This is a genomic window from Paracoccus thiocyanatus (genome assembly GCF_900156255.1).
Taxonomy (GTDB): Bacteria; Pseudomonadota; Alphaproteobacteria; order Rhodobacterales; family Rhodobacteraceae; genus Paracoccus; species Paracoccus thiocyanatus.
On sequence record NZ_FTMK01000016.1, the window covers coordinates 40,211 to 56,324 of the forward strand.

A 16,114-nucleotide genomic window follows, 5' to 3' on the forward strand; every position below is an offset into this window, starting at 1 on the left:
GAGGGAGAACGCCGGGATCCGGCGTTCTCGGTTTGGCCTATGCGCTGACCGCGAATTCGGTCATCATGCCGGTTTCGAGATGCGGCATGTGGTGGCAATGCAACATCCAGCGCGCCGCCTCACCGGCGTCGAGCGCCACATCGACCATCGACATCGGCGGCACATAGACCGTGTCGCGCAACGCGCCCGCGACCGCACGTCCGTTCAGCCTGACGACCTGGAAGACATGCCCGTGCAGATGCATCGGGTGACCCATCATCGACATGTTGTGAAAGGACAGCACTACCCGCTCACCACTGCGCGCGGCTATCGGGCGATGCTGTCCCCAGACGGCTCCGTCGATCGTCCAGACATAGGGCTGCATCGAGCCGCCCAGCATCACCATATGGCTGCGGTCCACCGGCCGATCCGGCAGCGCCTCCGCCGCGAGCAGACGCGACTCCTGCGCCAGATCGGTGTCGAAGGCGGGGGCTTCCGATTCAGCCACGGCATCGATGCGCCGGATTTCGGCACCCTGCGTGGCAAGGATCAGGCCGGTGCGCTCACGCGCGCCTTCCCGCAGCGCGAGGATCGGCCAAGCGCCGCCCTCGTTCGGCAGGTCGATCTCCAGATCGAGCCGCTGGCCCATGGCCAGGCCGAAGCGCGTGCCAGAAACCGGCTGAACCGCATGTCCGTCCACCGCAACAAGCCGCGCCTGCGCCTCGCCGGTCTCGATCCAGAACACTGTCGCCGCGGCGGCGTTGATCACACGCAGGCGGACGCGCCCGCCGCGCTCGATCTGCACCACCTCGGGGTCCGACAGCGTGCGGTCATTGGCAAGATAGGCGTCCCAGTCGTAGTCATTGAGGTCCATCGCCATGGCGTCCATGGCACCCATCCCCATCATGCCGCCCATGGCGCCGTGATCCATGCCTTCCATCGGCATGTTCCCCATGGCGCCATGATCCATACCCGCCATGCCGCCCATGCCCGCGCCGTGGCCGCCTCCATGGCCGTCTGCCGTCCCATGGCCGTCGAGGATCTCGGCCATCACTTCCTCGGGCGCCTTGAACGAGAAGTCATGCAGGAAAAGCACTACTTCCTGACGGTCGGCGCTGATATCCTCGGCGCTGCGCACGATCAGCGGTGCTGCCAGAAGGCGCATTTCGTGCAGCGGCACATGCGCGTGCATCCAGTAGGTGCCGGGCAGCGGCGCGAAGTCATAGGCGCGTGTCTCGCCGGGGGCGAGCATCGGCAAAGGCATGTCGGGCACGCCATCCTGCGCGTTGGGCGGGATCTGGCCGTGCCAGTGGATCAGCGTGTCAACATCGAGATCGTTGCGCAGATCCACCCGGAAGCGCGCGCCGGGGTTGAGTGTCAGGCCCTGTCCGGTGGGTCCGGAAAGACCCCAGACGGTGGCGGCGCGACCGTCGATGTCCAGCGTCCGGCTAGCGGCGTGCAATGATAGCGGGGCGGCGCCCTGCGCGGCCGCGATCCGGGGCAGATGCGCATAGGCCAGCACGGCTGCGCCAGCGGCAAGAAAGCCGCGTCGTGAAAGGGTATTCATGGTCGTCTCCTCGGGACAGCCTGTCCCGTTCATCAAAACCGACAGAACGCCGCGGGCTCCAGCCCGGACGCAATCAGAGGAGACGGAGCTTGGGAGGTCGTTCGTTCAGCCCAGGTGCCCGACTGGCAAGCACTGCACCGGTCGGCAGGTCATGGCTGGCAGGCGCGTAATCGCTGCCAGAGCCTTCGCTCGGCGAGGTCAGGAAGACCGAAAAACCTACGCAAAGCAACTCACAGGCTTCGGCATCGCCTGAGCCACAGTGCTGGTCGCCATCACAGGGATTTTCGCTGCCGGCCGCAACCTGCATCATCTCGCCGACATGCACCGAGGGATCCGGTTCTGCGCTCAAGCGCGCCGCGTGCGCGGACGTCGCCGTCGTCATGACGGCGATCGCGAGGACGGCAAGCATGGTGACGAGGCGCGCGAACATGCCGGAAAGATAGGCGCTGGTCACGGGAATGTCCATTGCCCCCGGCGTCGCGCCTCTGGCAGTAATTCAATTTCGGCATGTAGCCGATTGAAATTCTTCACCAGCAGTCATGCAACTCATGCGCAATGAACTCCGTAATATCTTGTGGCTCGGGTTGCTCCTCGGCGGCCTGATCCTGGCGATCCTCGTTGGGTGGCATCAGGTCCGCACGGTATCCCCCGCCGCGGCATCCGCAGAAGTCATCGAACAGGGCCGGCAGGTCTATGCGGACCAATGTGCGTCCTGCCACGGTGCGCAGCTCGAGGGGCAGCCGGACTGGAAGACGCCCCTTCCATCCGGACGTCTCCCGGCGCCACCGCACGATGCCGGCGGCCACACGTGGCACCATCCCGATGACATCCTGTTCCGCATCGTCAGGGAAGGCACGGCCGCCATCGTCGGGGGCGGCTATGAGAGCGACATGCCGGGGTTTGCCGATCTTCTCAGCGACGCCGAGATCCGGGCTGTCCTCGCCTATATCAAGAGCACCTGGCCAGAGCGCGAGCGGACCTACCAGGAGAATGTGTCGCAACCACACTGATGGCACCTTCGGGATGGAGCTGCCCGTGCGACCGGCAGTGCAATTTCCCGAGGCCCACCGGTCACAGTTGAGGCCGCCGAACAGAAGCGGCATATTTGGATCGACCTGATGGCGAAACCTTTGGGAGGGATGTTCGTGGGATTATTCATGGCTTACTTGGCATTTGAAGCGCGCTCGATCTTGGCGCCGCCTCGGGTTTTCCCTCGATGAACAATCCCGGCTCCAGTTCATCGAAGCGGGTTCATGACCGCACGGAGCGGCTCAACAAGAGCTGCTTCTGCGTTACACTGGACCTTCCATCGCTGCGCGAAGCGATGGAGCGCGAGGCCGGTGATCCGGCGTTCTTCGAGACGTTCATCCGCCCCAAGGCCCATCTGTTCTCGCACGTGCCGGTGTTCCTTTCGGCCACCGCCGTCAATGAGATGCGCGCGATCGCAGTGGCTGTGGAGACCACCGCCCAACTCGCGGCATACAAGGCCGCAGTCCTCTCTTGGGTGCCGGAAATCGCGCGGGCGGATCATGGCCCGCTCGGGGCATTGATGGGCTACGACTTCCATCTTGGCGAAGACGGCCCCCGCTTGATCGAAATCAATACCAACGCCGGCGGGGCGTTTCTCAATGCCTTTCTTGCGAGGGCGCAGCGCGTGTGTTGCACCGAAATGGATATCCCCCCGACGCTGCCATCGTTCGAGGACGCGGCGTTTCGCATGTTCCAGAACGAATGGATTCGGCAGCGGGGAACGGGCGCGCCACAACGCATCGCCATCGTCGATGACAGTCCGCCGGAACAGTATCTCTACCCCGAGTTCGTGCTCGCGGGGCAAGTTTTCGCGGCACGAGGGGTAGACGCGATCATCGCCGACGCCAGTCACCTTCGCTACGACGATGGTCGGCTCAGCGCCGATGGAAAGACAATCGACCTCGTTTACAACCGGGTCACCGATTTCGCCTTCGATCAGCCCGAGCACAAGGCATTGCAGGAAGCCTACCGGGATGGCGCGGTGGTCGTGACGCCGAATCCGCACAATCACGCGCTCCTTGCAGACAAGCGCAACCTTTCGCTTCTTTCGAATTCCGCGACGCTGGAGGCCTGGGGCGTGGAACCGAGACTTCGCGCCCTGCTTGATGCCGTTCCACGCACCGTGCTGGTCAGTCCTGACAACGCTGACGCACTTTGGAAATCCCGCAGGGACCTGTTCTTCAAGCCGACCGGCGGACATGGCGGCAAGGCGGTATATCGTGGCGACAAGCTGACGAAAGGGGTCTGGGCGGAGATCGCGGAGGGCGGATACGTTGCTCAGACGCTGGTCCGCCCCAGCGAGCGCATGATCAGGATCGACGAGATACCCCAGACGCGCAAAATGGACGTGCGTCTGTATACATATGATGGCCAGGTGCTTCTGGTGGCCGCGCGCCTCTATCAAGGTCAGACCACGAACTTCAGGACGCCAGGGGGCGGCTTCGCGCCCGTGTTCGTGATCTGAAGCGTGAGCTGGCGGGGTTTGGCTTTAATATATCAATGCATTAATTTGGGGAGCATTCAACATCAGGCGCATCCCCTCCGGCACTTGCCCTCGCGAAAGCGTTCTCCCGATCCGGTTGCGGCCGGATTTTTTCGTTGTTTTCGAGGGCTATTCGGGCGGCTGAACACTGACCCCGCTGCCATGAGGTCCGGAAGCGGTTTCTCCGGACCGATACTCTCCTGACCTGATGACTGTGCCGGTTGGTGAATTTCTTACAGCAAGCTGAAATTGTGTGCTTTTCGGCTTTTCGGGATCGCCGGCCCGAATACTTCGATGCCGGTGGCGTTCGTGAGGGGGAGAATAAATCGAGCTATCGCCCTCAGAATAGTTCCGTGCTGCTCTCGTCGCGGATACGGAGGGGGTATCTTTCGCCCCTGATGGTGGGCGATTTCGATACCCCCCAACTTCGCCCTGCACCTCGCCGGTCTTCCTTCGCCACCGTGGTCATTGCCCGCCGCTGATCCGCAGTGGCCGTTTGCAACACCACGGAGGCCCGATCATGCCACATGAACCCGTCGTCCTGCCGCCGCGTTTTCTACGGACCAAAGAGGCCGCGACCTTTCTCAGCCTCTCGGCCCGGACGCTCGAAAAACACCGCACCTACGGAACCGGGCCAGCCTATCGCAAGCTTGGCGGCCGTGTGGTCTATGCCATCGACGATCTTGAGGCCTGGACCGAGCGCGGCGCGGTGACCTCCACCTCCGATCCGCGCGGCTCCGTGCTGCCCGCCAAGCGTCATGCGTTTCCGTCCGGCCCGCAGGCTGGTCGTTACGCCCGCTGACCGCTCGCGGTTTTCTTCATGACGGTGCGACGTCGATCCCTTTCCGAGCGCGGGCAACTCGACCTGTTCAGGGCGCTCCCCGGCGATTTCGCGCCACGAGACGCGCAGGATCTCATGGCCTATCCCTTCTTCTCCCTCGCCAAGTCGAAGCGCATCGCGCCCATCGACTTCGCCGCCGGCAATGTCTCCATCCGGGTCGAGGCTGTTCCCGATCACGGCATGGCCACGATCTGGGACGCCGATATTCTGATCTGGGCGGCGAGCCAGATCGTCGAAGCCCGCGACAGCGGCCTTCGCACCTCCCGGCTGATGGCCGCCACGCCCTACGAGATTCTCACCTATGTCGGGCGCGGCACCGGCTTGCGCGACTATCAGCGCCTGAAGGCGGCGCTCGACCGGCTGCAATCGACCACGATTTCCACCTCGATCCGCCAGCCGGTCGAAGGGCGCCGGCATCGCTTCTCCTGGATCAACGAATGGCAGGAACGCACCGACCATAGCGGCAGACCCGATGGCATCGAGATGATCGTGCCGGACTGGTTCTACCAGGCCGTCCTCGACGATGCGCTCGTGCTGACCATCGACCGGACCTATTTCGACCTAACCGGCGGCCTTGACCGCTGGCTCTATCGCCTGGTGCGCAAGCACGGCGGCCGCCAGCGCGATGGCTGGCGGTTCGATTTCCGTCACCTTCACCAGAAATCCGGCAGCCTGTCGCCGTTCAAGCGCTTCGCCTTCGAGCTGCGCGACATCATCCGGCGCCAGCCTCTGCCGGGCTATTCGCTGTTTCTCGAAGCTGAGGTTGGCGGGCGGATGCTGCTGGCCTTCGAGCCGGTCGCGCCCTGTGGAAAACCTGTGGATGGCCTCGTGCTATCAGGAACCCGGACTATCGTGCTATCGGGAACCGGAGGCTCGTGCTATCAGGAACCGAAACCGGGCTTAACACCCGGAACCCATTCAGGAAATCGCGCCCTTAACTTAGAGTCTAACAAAGAGTCTAACTTTGAAGAGCGCGCGCGCGATGTGGAAAACCTCATCCGCGACACCGCCAGAAACCTCGGTAGAGCCGCGAAGGAGAGGGCCTCATGTGCCCTGACACCGCCTCGACCGGCATCTGATCGAGGCGCAACCGAGGCTCCTGAATCTGCCGATACACCCCGCCTGCCTCTCGATCTGCCGGGGGGGTGCGAATGATCATCGCGCTCCTCAACCAGAAGGGCGGCGTCGGGAAGACGACGCTGGCGCTGCATCTTGCCGGAGAATTGGCGCAGGGTGGCAAGCGCGTCACCCTGATCGACGCCGATCCGCAAGGTTCCGCCCTCGACTGGTCGCAACAACGCGCGCGTGAGGGCCTGCCCCGTGCCTTCGGCACACTCGGCCTGGCGCGCGATACGCTGCACCGTGAGGCGCCAGAGCTTGCCCGCGATGTCGATCATATCGTCATAGACGGGCCGCCGCGCGTCGCCGGCCTCATGCGCTCGGCGCTGCTCGCCGCCGATCTCGTGCTGATCCCGGTGCAGCCATCGCCGTTCGACGGCTGGGCCTCGGCCGAGATGCTCGCCCTCCTGACGGAAGCGAGCATCTATCGCCCGCAGCTCGTCGCGCGCTTCGTGCTCAACCGCTGCGGCTCGCGCACCGTCATTGCCCGCGAAACGGCCGAGACGCTGGCGGACCACGACCCCCCGCTACTCGCCAGCGCCATCGGCCAGCGCGTCGTCTTCGCCGACGCCGCGCAGACCGGGCGGCTCGCCAGTGAGATCGACGCCCGATCACCTGCGGCGCGCGAGATCGCAGCACTGGCTACCGAGGTCGAACGGCTGGGCATCGGGAGGGCGTCGGCATGACGATTCTCACCGGCGATTGCCGCGAACAGATGCCCTGGCACGCACCCTACGACATGATCCTCGCTGATCCGCCCTATGGCGGCACCTCGCTCGCCTGGGATCGGCGTGTCGAGGGCTGGGTCGGGCTGGCGCGCGCCGCGCTTACGCCGACCGGCTCGCTCTGGGTCTTCGGTTCGCTGCGCAGCTTCATGGCGACAGCGGACCGCTTCACTGATGCGGGCCTGCGGATCGCGCAGGAGGTGGTTTGGGAGAAGCAGAACGGCACCGGCTTTCATGCCGACCGCTTCAAGCGCGTGCATGAACTGGCGGTGCAGTTCTATCCCGCCGAGACGACATGGCGCGACATCTACAACGACGTCCAGACCACGCCCGACGCAACAGCCCGCACCGTCCGGCGCAAGCGGCGCCCACCCCATACCGGCAAGATCGACGCCGGCCATTACGTCAGCCATGACGGCGGGCCGCGCCTCATGCGCTCGGTCATCTACCTGCGCAACTGTCATGGCCGCGCCATCCATCCGACCGAGAAACCTGCGGCGCTCCTGGAAATTCTGATCCGCACGAGCTGCCCGGAAGGTGGCCTGGTCGGCGACTGGTTCGCCGGTTCCGGCGCGGCCGGGGAAGCCTGCCGGCTTTCCGGCCGGCGCTATATCGGCTGCGAGATCGACCCCGACATGGCCGAGCGCGCGCGGGCGCGCATCGCCACCGTGCTGCCGTTTCATGACGGAGGCCCGTCATGACGGCGCGCACCGACAAGCGCGGCTTCGCCGCCCGCCCGGCCGATCCCGAAGGCTGGATCAGGGCCGGCGATGCGCGACCAGCGCGAGATGGCGCCGTAACCGCCCATTCCGCCCGGCTGACGATTGACATCACGCCCGAGCTTCGCGGGCGGATCAAGATCGCCGCGATCAGACGCGGCATCACCGTCGCCGACATGCTGCGCGACCTGCTGGCGCGCGAGTTTCCCGACATATCGGGAGACCGCCCATGAACGGCATCGACGCCCATGACGACGATCTGACCCGCGTGGAACTGACCTGGGTGGAAGGCAGGACCGAATACTGGATCAGGTTCGGCCATGAGGCGGGAACGCAGCTCCTCGACCGCAACCGCCGTATCGTCTCTTTCGGTCCTGGCGCGGTGTTCGCGTTCGTCCGCTGGGCGGCGAACGACCACGGCACGATCATTTCGCGCCTCGACATCCTGCGCGCGGTTGCGCCGGGCGAGTCCTATCAGACGCTGCCCTTCGCCCGTCCGGGCGGCGAAATCCTGCTGAAGATCGAAGGCTGGCCGAAGGTCGAGGCCGTCCTCCGCCATGTCGACGGGATCGAGGCCATTGGCGTCGATCCCGCCCAGGTCGATCCCGATCACTGGCGGCACGTTGCCCATTGGATGAACGCGGGCGAAGCGCCGCGACCCTACACCGCCGAGCGCCATCAGGCATGGCTCCGGCGCCGGGAGATCGCCCCATGACGCGCTTTCGCTATGTCATGGCGACAACGGCTGCCACGCTCGGGATCGCCATTACCGGATTCGTTCCGACCGCGCCAAGGCTGGTCTGGAACGCATCGGCCAGCGTGCCCATCGGCTTCTACACCGTCACGCCCACTCAGCGGATCGAGGTGCCCGATCTGGTCGCCGTCATCCCACCCGAACCCATCGCTTCGTTCATGGTCAAGCGCGGCTATGTCGCCCGCGACGTGCCGCTTCTGAAGCATGTCCTCGGCTTGCCCGGACAGCGCGTATGTCGCGCTGGCCGCGCCATCTCCGTCAACGGCGTTCCGCTCGGCGAGGCGCGCGACCACGACAGCCTCGGCCGAGACCTGCCGGTCTGGCTGGGCTGCCGCGTCATCGCCGAGGGCGAGGTTTTCCTGATGAACCCGGACGTCGGCGACAGCCTCGACGGCCGCTATTTCGGCCCGCTCCCCGCCTCCGCGGTGATCGGCCACGCGATCCCGCTTTTCACCGACGAAGACGGCGATGGCCGCTTTGTCTGGCGCGCGCCGATGCGGTGACGGCGCGTCCAGTGCGGGGCGTGCGAGCGGCCCGCGTCTTCTCTACCGCATAGGAAAGGAGCCTTCCATGGCACAGATCGGCCAGTTTACCCGCACCCCGTCCGGCTATTTCGGGCAGCTTCGCACCCTCTCGCTCGACCTTGAGCTGACCTTTGTTCCGATCGATGATGTCGAGTCAGAGAACGCGCCCGCCTATCGAATTCGGCTTGGGGATGAAGACGGGCCGGAAGTCGGCGCAGGCTGGAAACATTCTGGCGAGCGCGCAGGACCGTTCGTCTCCGTCCTTCTCGACGATCCCGTCTTTCAGCAGCCGATCCGCGCCCGGCTGTTCCAGTCGGACGAAGATGGCCGCGAGTGGGGTCTGCACTGGACCCGTCCGAAGAAGCGCGACGAACAGGGGTGATCATGGTCACGTCCTGCACTCGTCCCGCTTCGGGGAGATGCGGTGTCCGCCGCCGCATCATCCTCCTTCTTTTTTCCGGCCTGTTCGTCTCCACCATCGCCCCGCTGTCCGGTCTGGCGCAAACCACCGTGCCGGATCGCACGGTCGCTGCGCATCCGCACGGCGCGCATATCGAGGAGGCTTCGCAGCGTTTCGGCATCCCGCCGTCATGGATCATCGCCGTGATGCAGGTCGAAAGCGCGGGCGATATGCGCGCCATATCCACCGCCGGGGCGATGGGGCTGATGCAGGTCATGCCCTCGACTTGGGCGGAGCTGCGCATCCGCCATGCTCTCGGCCGCGACCCCTTCGAGCCGCGCGACAACATCCTCGCGGGCACCGCCTACCTACGCGAGATGTGGGATCGCTACGGCAATGTCGCCGCGATGCTCGCGGCCTACAATGCCGGTCCCGGTCGCTACGATGAATACCGCGCGACGGCTCGTCCGCTGCCTGCCGAGACGCGCGCCTATGTCGCTGCTTTGACGCCGATCCTGCTCGGCGAGCGGCCTTCCGGCAGCGGCTCGACGGTCGCTCCGCCGCCCGACTGGCGCGAGGCGGCGCTCTTCGTCGCGCGTGAAATAGGCGCTTCCGCTGCCGATCCCGCGTCCCCCGACCGCACGCCGGACGATGCCCCTTCGCTCGTCCCGGCGGCACCGGACGCACTCACCGCCTTGCAGTCGGAGGGGCTGTTCGTCGCCCGCGATGCCGGTGGGGACCGGCCATGAGCAGCGGCACCGCAATTCGCATCCCATCGGGCGCTGGCGTGTCATGGAGGGCGCAGAGGGTGGCGGCAGGCACCACGACCGAAAGATGGCGAGATAAAAAGGCGCACGGTGCGCTTCAGTTGGGCGGTTGTTTTTGCAGGGTTTTCCGGCGCGTTCCGCACCGTGCGGCGCTGGCGCGCACCGTGCGCTGCGCACCTATCTTCCTGATATTCCATATCCTTTTGCACCGTGCGAGGCTGCGCCATGTCTGATGACAGCGAGTTCCGCATCCGTCCGGGGCGCATCCGCTCGACACGCGCACAACAGGCCCGGCCCTTCATCGCCCAGGCGCTCGCCGCCGCCCAGAAGGCCGGCGGGCGTGTCTCGCGCTCCGGCAAGATCACGTCCGGCAACCGCTCCCGCTTCGGGCGCGGCCAGCGCGCCAGCATCCAGGCCAATCGCCTGCTGAGCGGGCGCTCGCGTGCCGTCGTCATCAAGACCCGCGTGGTGCGCCATACCGCGCGATCCGCCCCGCTGGGTGCCCACCTCAATTACCTGCGCCGCGATGGCGTGACCCGCGATGGGGAAAAGGCGCGGATGTTCGGCCCGGAAATCGACGACATGGATGCCGGCGCCTTCGCGGAAAGGTGCCAGGAGGACAGGCACCATTTCCGCTTCATCGTCTCGCCGGAGGATGCCGTCGACATGACCGACCTCAGAGCGCATGCCCGCGAGTTGATGGGTCAGATGGAAAAGGATCTCGCCACCCGGCTCGATTGGGTCGCGGTCGATCACTGGAACACCGACAACCCCCATATCCACATCATCCTGCGCGGCCGCACCGACGACGGCCAGGACCTCGTGATCTCCCGCGACTACATTAAGGAGGGGATGCGCGCCCGCGCACAGGATCTCGTCACGCAGGAATTCGGCCCGCGCACCGATCTGGAGATCCATCGCAATCTGGAGCGGCAGGTCGAGGCGGAACGCTGGACCCAACTCGACAGACAGCTTGTCCGCGACGCCCACAAGTCCGGGATCATCGACCTCGCCCCGCCTGCCGTCGGCCAGCCGGACGAGTTCCATGCGTTGAAGGTCGGTCGTCTGCGCACCCTCGAAATCCGGGGATTGGCCGGGCAGATCGGGCATTTGCAATGGTTCATCAAGCCCGAGGCCGAGACCGTGCTGCGCGAGATGGGCGAGCGTGGGGACATCATCAAGCGCATGCACCGCGCCCTGACCGAGCGTGGTATCGAACGCGGTTCCGCCAGCTATGTCCTCGCCGGCGAAAGCCTCGACGTCCCCGTCATCGGCCGCCTGGTCGAACGCGGCCTCGATGACGAGTTGAAGGGCACGGCCTATGCCGTGATCGACGGCACCGACGGTCGCACCCATCACATCAGGCTGCCGCATCTCGATGCCACGGGCGACAGCCCGCCCGGCTCGATCGTCGAACTGCGATCCTGGGAGGACGCGCGAGGGCAGCGCCGTGTCGCTCTCGCCGTCCGCTCCGATCTCGATCTCGGCGCTCAGATCGGCGCCACCGGCGCGACCTGGCTCGACCGGCAGGCCGTGGCGCGGGAACCCATCCCGCTCTCGGACAGCGGCTTCGGCGCGGAAGTCCGTCAGGCCAAGGACGAACGCGCCGAGCATCTCATTGGTGAAGGCTTCGCCGAGCGTCAGGGCGGGCGCGTCGTCTTCGCGCGTCGCCTTCTCAGCACCCTGCGCCAGCGCGAGGTCGATGCGCTCGGCGAGAAGCTCGCTGCTGAGACCGGCATGCCGTTCAACCGCGCCGGCAGCGGCGAGTATGTCGCTGGCGCCTACCGTCAACGGCTTGCGCTGGCCTCCGGCCGCTTCGCCATGATCGATGACGGCCTCGGCTTCCAACTCGTGCCCTGGTCGCCCTCCCTCGAAAAGCAGATCGGCCGCCATGTCTCCGGCGTCGCCCGTGACGATGGCGGCGTCGATTGGGAGTTTGGCCGCAAGCGGGGCCTCGGCCTCTGACATCAACCGGAAAGGACCATCGCCCATGTCCGCAACCAAGATCCTCTGGGGACAGATCAGCATCGTCTTCCTCATCATCCTCGCCACCACCTGGGGCGCGACGCAATATGTCGCCTGGAGCCTCGGCTATCAGGCCCAGCTCGGGCCGCCTTGGTTCGTGCTGTTCGACGTACCAGTCTATTATCCGCCCGCGATCTTCTGGTGGTGGTATTTCTATGAAGCCTACGCGCCGCCGATCTTCGCCATGGGCGGGATCATCGCAGCCTCGGGCGGCTTCATCGCCATCGCGGTCGCCATCGGCATGTCGGTTTGGCGGGCGCGCGAGGCCAGGAACGTCGCCACCTACGGTTCGGCGCGATGGGCCGAAACCTCCGAGATCAGGAAGGCCGGCCTGCTCGACCCCGATGGCGTCGTCCTCGGCTGCCACGAAAGGGACTATCTGCGCCATGACGGGCCGGAGCATGTGCTGTGCTTCGCGCCGACTCGATCCGGCAAGGGCGTCGGTCTGGTCATTCCGTCGCTCCTGACCTGGCCGGGCTCGGCCATCGTCCACGACATCAAGGGCGAGAACTGGCAACTCACTTCGGGCTTCCGCGCGCAGCATGGTCGGGTGTTGCTCTTCGATCCCACAAATCCGAACTCCTCGGCCTATAATCCGCTGCTCGAGGTGCGCCGCGGCAAATGGGAGGTGCGCGACGTCCAGAACATCGCCGATATCTTGGTGGACCCCGAAGGCAGCCTCGACAAGCGCAACCATTGGGAAAAGACCTCCCATTCGCTCCTCGTCGGCGCCATCCTGCACGTCCTCTATGCCGAGCCGGACAAGACGCTGGCGGGTGTCGCCAAATTCCTCTCCGACCCCAAGCGCCCGGTGGAATCCACCCTGCTTGCCATGATGCGAACCCCGCATCTGGGGGAAGCGGGACCGCATCCCGTCGTCGCCAGCGCGGCGCGCGAGCTGCGCAACAAATCCGACAATGAAATGTCCGGCGTGTTGTCGACGGCCATGTCCTTCTTGGGCCTCTATCGCGATCCCGTGGTTGCGGAGGTGACGCGCCGTTGCGACTGGCGGATCAGCGATATCGTCGGGGGCGAGCGGCCGACGACGCTCTACCTCGTCGTGCCGCCCTCCGACATCAACCGCACTAAGCCCCTTATGCGATTGCTGCTGAACCAGGTCGGTCGCCGCCTTACCGAGGATTTGCAGGAGAATGCCGGGCGGCATCGCCTGCTCTTGATGCTCGATGAGTTTCCGGCGCTTGGGCGGCTGGACTTCTTCGAGACCGCGCTGGCCTTCATGGCGGGCTACGGCCTCAAGAGCTTCCTGATCGCACAGTCGCTGAACCAGATCGAGAAAGCCTACGGGCCGAACAACTCGATCCTCGACAACTGCCATGTCCGCGTGAGCTTCGCCACGAACGATGAGCGCACCGCCAAGAGGGTTTCCGACGCACTCGGCACCGCCACCGAAATGAAGGCGATGAAGAACTATGCCGGGCATCGCCTCGCGCCCTGGCTCAGCCATCTCATGGTGTCGCGCTCGGAGACCGCCCGGCAGTTGCTGACGCCGGGCGAGATCATGCAGCTTCCCCCGAGCGACGAGATCGTCATGGTCGCCGGCATCCCGCCGGTTCGCGCGAAGAAGGCGCGGTATTTCGAGGACGAGCGGTTCCGTGAACGCCTTCTCGCGCCACCGGAGCTGACGCCGCCCGACACGCCGCAGGCGGACAACTGGACCGCGCTGCCGATTCCGGCACGACCCGAACATTCCGTCGAAGATCCTTCACCTGAACCGGCCGAGGATGAAGACCCGACCCAATCCGAACGCAGGCTGCAACCCGAACTCGGCCGCGTGAAGCCGGTGGAGAAGAAAAAGCCCATCGAGAACGAGTTCGAGGCGGGCCTGGCCGACGACGGTGACGAAGAGGTCGGCCAGAACCGGCGCATGATCCGCCACATGCTGGATACCGCGCGCCGGGTCTCGATGAACCCGCATGACCGGATGGATCTCTAGGCCATGGCCAGCGCGCGGAAGAAGAAGTTCACCGTCTATCTGGAGCCGGCCGTCGAGAAGGCCTTGGCGGATTTTGCCGCCCGCCGGGATCGCTCGCAGTCAATGATCGCTGAGGCCGCGATTGCGTCCTTCCTGTCGCCAGATGATGCCGAGCGCCGGGAGGCGATCGTTGCCCGGCGTCTCGATCAGATCGACCGTCGCATCATGCGGATGGAACGCGATGTTGGCATCGCGGTCGAGACCCTGGCGGTCTTCATCCGCTTCTGGCTCGCCACGACGCCGGCCCTGCCCGAACCCGCTGCGAACGCGGCCAGGGCCAAGGTGGGCGAGCGGTATGAAGCCTTTATCACCGCACTCGGCAGGCGGCTCGCCCAAGGACCGAAGCTCCGACAGGAGGTTTCTGAGGATGTTCCCGAATCGGAAAACTCCTGATGTCACATGCGCCATGTGGGTGGGACGGTCATAGCTTCAAGAACAAGGCGCCACCGCCGTTCTCCTGTATTTTTATCCTACACTACTACGACGCCCGAAACTTGTTGAATCGCACCGTTTCAGGTCTCTTTTAGTCATCCCCATCCGGGGATCGCATCTCGCCTCCCCGGTGGAACGGGGACGAGATGGCAGGCAGCAACCACAAACAGGCAAGTGTTGACCGCGGCGCGCGGATGCTCCGAACGGCGCTTGGGCCTGCCATCTCGACTCTCTTGCAGGAGCCTTCCGTCGTCGAGGTCATGCTGAACCCCGACGGCAGGATCTGGGTGGATCGGCTGTCCGAGGGACTGGCCGATACGGGTGAGACGCTCACGGCCGCCGACGGCGAGCGCATCGTTCGCCTGGTCGCGCATCATGTCGGCTCAGAGGTCCATGCCCGCAGCCCGCGCGTTTCGGCGGAACTGCCGGAAACAGGCGAGCGCTTCGAGGGCCTGTTGCCGCCCGTCGTCGCAGCCCCGGCCTTCGCCATCCGCAAGCCAGCCGTCGCGGTATTCAGCCTCGACGATTATGTCGCCGCCGGGATCATGACCCGGATGCAGGCCGAGGCCCTGCGACTGGCGGTCGTCACCCGCGCCAACATCCTCGTCGCCGGCGGCACGTCCACCGGCAAAACTACCCTGACCAATGCGTTGCTGGCCGAAGTGGCCAAGACCTCGGATCGCGTCGTCATCATCGAGGATACGCGCGAACTGCAATGCGCCGCGCCGAACCTCGTCGCCATGCGGACCAAGGATGGCGTCGCCACGCTGTCGGAGCTTGTCCGGTCCTCGCTGCGCCTGCGCCCGGATCGCATCCCGATCGGTGAGGTGCGCGGCGCCGAGGCGCTGGACCTGCTCAAAGCCTGGGGCACCGGACATCCGGGCGGCATCGGCACCATCCATGCCGGTTCCGGTATCGGCGCGCTGCGCCGTCTCGAACAACTGATCCAGGAAGCCGTCGTGACCGTCCCCCGCGCCATGATCGCGGAGACCATCGACCTTGTGGCCGTCCTGGCCGGGCGCGGTTCCGCGCGCCGGCTGGCCGAACTCGCTCGCGTCGAGGGCCTCGGGCCGGACGGCGACTATCGGATTTCCCCCGCTTTTTCCGAAACCGCCACCACTCACGATTCAGGAGATCCTGCATGATCCGTCGCGCCTTCCGTATCCGCCACCACATCGCCACGGCCGCCGCCGTCACCTATGTCAGCCTCTTCATGGCGCCGGCCGCCCATGCCTCGGGTTCTTCCATGCCCTGGGAAGCGCCGCTGCAATCCATCCTCGAATCCGTCGAAGGGCCGGTGGCCAAGATCGTCGCCGTAATCATCATCATCGTCACCGGCCTGACGCTGGCTTTCGGCGACACCGGCGGCGGCTTCCGGCGGTTGATCCAGATCGTGTTCGGCATCTCCATCGCCTTCGCGGCATCCAGCTTCTTCCTCTCCTTCTTCAGCTTCGGTGGCGGGGCGCTGGTCTGATGGCGGTCGCGTTCGAAGCACTCGACGAAGTGCCAGGCTTCTCGATCCCGGTTCACCGCGCCCTGACCGAGCCGATCCTGCTCGGCGGGGCGCCGCGATCCGTCGCCATCCTGAACGGCACGCTCGCCGGGGCTGTGGGTCTCGGCCTCCAGCTCTGGCTGGCCGGCATCCTGATCTGGGCGGTGGGCCATATCGCCGCCGTCTGGGCGGCCAAACGCGATCCGCTCTTCGTCGAGGTCGCGCGCCGTCATCTGCGCATCCCCGGCCATCTCTCGGTGTGAGG

Annotated in this window: 19 protein-coding genes; 17 read left to right on the forward strand and 2 right to left on the reverse strand. The window is 65.6% G+C overall.

The window, feature by feature from the left end; all coding sequences use genetic code 11:
• Positions 1–37: 37 nt before the first annotated feature.
• Both F3H32_RS12215 and F3H32_RS12220 read right to left on the reverse strand, forming a co-directional pair.
• On the reverse strand, positions 38–1,546 hold the full coding sequence (locus F3H32_RS12215) for a multicopper oxidase family protein (RefSeq protein ID WP_058099084.1): 1,509 nt from the start codon (positions 1,544–1,546) through the stop codon (positions 38–40).
• Between the two features lie 73 nt (positions 1,547–1,619).
• Complete coding sequence (locus tag F3H32_RS12220) at positions 1,620–2,012, reverse strand: hypothetical protein (RefSeq protein ID WP_149766095.1); 393 nt, start codon at positions 2,010–2,012, stop codon at positions 1,620–1,622.
• Between the two features lie 82 nt (positions 2,013–2,094).
• Between F3H32_RS12220 and F3H32_RS12225 the strand changes: the two genes are divergently transcribed.
• The 17 genes from F3H32_RS12225 to F3H32_RS12305 all read left to right on the forward strand — a co-directional run bounded on the left by F3H32_RS12225 (position 2,095) and on the right by F3H32_RS12305 (position 16,112).
• Positions 2,095–2,556, forward strand: a complete 462-nt coding sequence (locus F3H32_RS12225; protein WP_082658174.1) for a c-type cytochrome — start codon at positions 2,095–2,097, stop codon at positions 2,554–2,556.
• Between the two features lie 206 nt (positions 2,557–2,762).
• The gene (locus F3H32_RS12230; RefSeq protein WP_149766096.1) at positions 2,763–4,040 is read left to right on the forward strand and encodes an ATP-grasp domain-containing protein; all 1,278 of its coding nucleotides are present in this window, start codon (positions 2,763–2,765) and stop codon (positions 4,038–4,040) included.
• Between the two features lie 538 nt (positions 4,041–4,578).
• Positions 4,579–4,860, forward strand: coding sequence for a helix-turn-helix transcriptional regulator (locus F3H32_RS12235; protein ID WP_012092626.1), 282 nt, complete (start codon positions 4,579–4,581; stop codon positions 4,858–4,860).
• Between the two features lie 114 nt (positions 4,861–4,974).
• Positions 4,975–6,054, forward strand: a complete 1,080-nt coding sequence (locus F3H32_RS12240) for a replication initiator protein A (protein ID WP_425319662.1) — start codon at positions 4,975–4,977, stop codon at positions 6,052–6,054.
• Entirely contained in the window at positions 6,051–6,704 is a 654-nt protein-coding gene (gene parA, locus F3H32_RS12245) for a ParA family partition ATPase (protein ID WP_058096760.1), read from the forward strand. Before F3H32_RS12240 ends, parA begins: the two co-directional genes overlap by 4 nt.
• The gene (locus F3H32_RS12250; RefSeq protein WP_058096761.1) at positions 6,701–7,444 is read left to right on the forward strand and encodes a DNA-methyltransferase; all 744 of its coding nucleotides are present in this window, start codon (positions 6,701–6,703) and stop codon (positions 7,442–7,444) included. The genes parA and F3H32_RS12250 overlap by 4 nt, the downstream gene beginning before the upstream one ends.
• On the forward strand, positions 7,441–7,695 hold the full coding sequence (locus F3H32_RS12255) for a ribbon-helix-helix protein (RefSeq protein WP_058096762.1): 255 nt from the start codon (positions 7,441–7,443) through the stop codon (positions 7,693–7,695). The genes F3H32_RS12250 and F3H32_RS12255 overlap by 4 nt, the downstream gene beginning before the upstream one ends.
• Positions 7,692–8,177: a DUF2840 domain-containing protein gene (locus tag F3H32_RS12260; RefSeq protein WP_058096763.1), complete on the forward strand. Its 486-nt coding sequence runs from the start codon at positions 7,692–7,694 to the stop codon at positions 8,175–8,177. Before F3H32_RS12255 ends, F3H32_RS12260 begins: the two co-directional genes overlap by 4 nt.
• Positions 8,174–8,719, forward strand: coding sequence for a S26 family signal peptidase (locus F3H32_RS12265; protein WP_058096764.1), 546 nt, complete (start codon positions 8,174–8,176; stop codon positions 8,717–8,719). Before F3H32_RS12260 ends, F3H32_RS12265 begins: the two co-directional genes overlap by 4 nt.
• Before the next feature lie 67 nt (positions 8,720–8,786).
• Complete coding sequence (locus tag F3H32_RS12270; protein ID WP_058096765.1) at positions 8,787–9,122, forward strand: DUF736 domain-containing protein; 336 nt, start codon at positions 8,787–8,789, stop codon at positions 9,120–9,122.
• Between the two features lie 2 nt (positions 9,123–9,124).
• Positions 9,125–9,889, forward strand: a complete 765-nt coding sequence (locus tag F3H32_RS12275; RefSeq protein WP_088233775.1) for a lytic transglycosylase domain-containing protein — start codon at positions 9,125–9,127, stop codon at positions 9,887–9,889.
• Positions 9,890–10,132: 243 nt separating this feature from the next.
• Complete coding sequence (locus tag F3H32_RS12280) at positions 10,133–11,872, forward strand: relaxase/mobilization nuclease domain-containing protein (protein ID WP_149766097.1); 1,740 nt, start codon at positions 10,133–10,135, stop codon at positions 11,870–11,872.
• 25 nt (positions 11,873–11,897) lie between these two features.
• On the forward strand, positions 11,898–13,886 hold the full coding sequence (locus tag F3H32_RS12285) for a conjugal transfer protein TraG (RefSeq protein ID WP_149766098.1): 1,989 nt from the start codon (positions 11,898–11,900) through the stop codon (positions 13,884–13,886).
• A gap of 3 nt (positions 13,887–13,889) precedes the next feature.
• Positions 13,890–14,318 (forward strand): CopG family transcriptional regulator, encoded by a 429-nt coding sequence (locus F3H32_RS12290; protein ID WP_149766099.1) that lies wholly within the window; start codon positions 13,890–13,892, stop codon positions 14,316–14,318.
• Positions 14,319–14,551: 233 nt separating this feature from the next.
• Positions 14,552–15,502 carry a P-type conjugative transfer ATPase TrbB gene (gene trbB, locus F3H32_RS12295; RefSeq protein ID WP_449406401.1) on the forward strand — a complete coding sequence of 317 codons (951 nt, stop codon included), beginning with the start codon at positions 14,552–14,554 and terminating at the stop codon, positions 15,500–15,502.
• Complete coding sequence (locus tag F3H32_RS12300; RefSeq protein ID WP_149766101.1) at positions 15,499–15,831, forward strand: TrbC/VirB2 family protein; 333 nt, start codon at positions 15,499–15,501, stop codon at positions 15,829–15,831. The genes trbB and F3H32_RS12300 overlap by 4 nt, the downstream gene beginning before the upstream one ends.
• Positions 15,831–16,112, forward strand: coding sequence for a VirB3 family type IV secretion system protein (locus F3H32_RS12305; protein WP_149766102.1), 282 nt, complete (start codon positions 15,831–15,833; stop codon positions 16,110–16,112). The genes F3H32_RS12300 and F3H32_RS12305 overlap by 1 nt, the downstream gene beginning before the upstream one ends.
• Positions 16,113–16,114 lie beyond the last annotated feature (2 nt).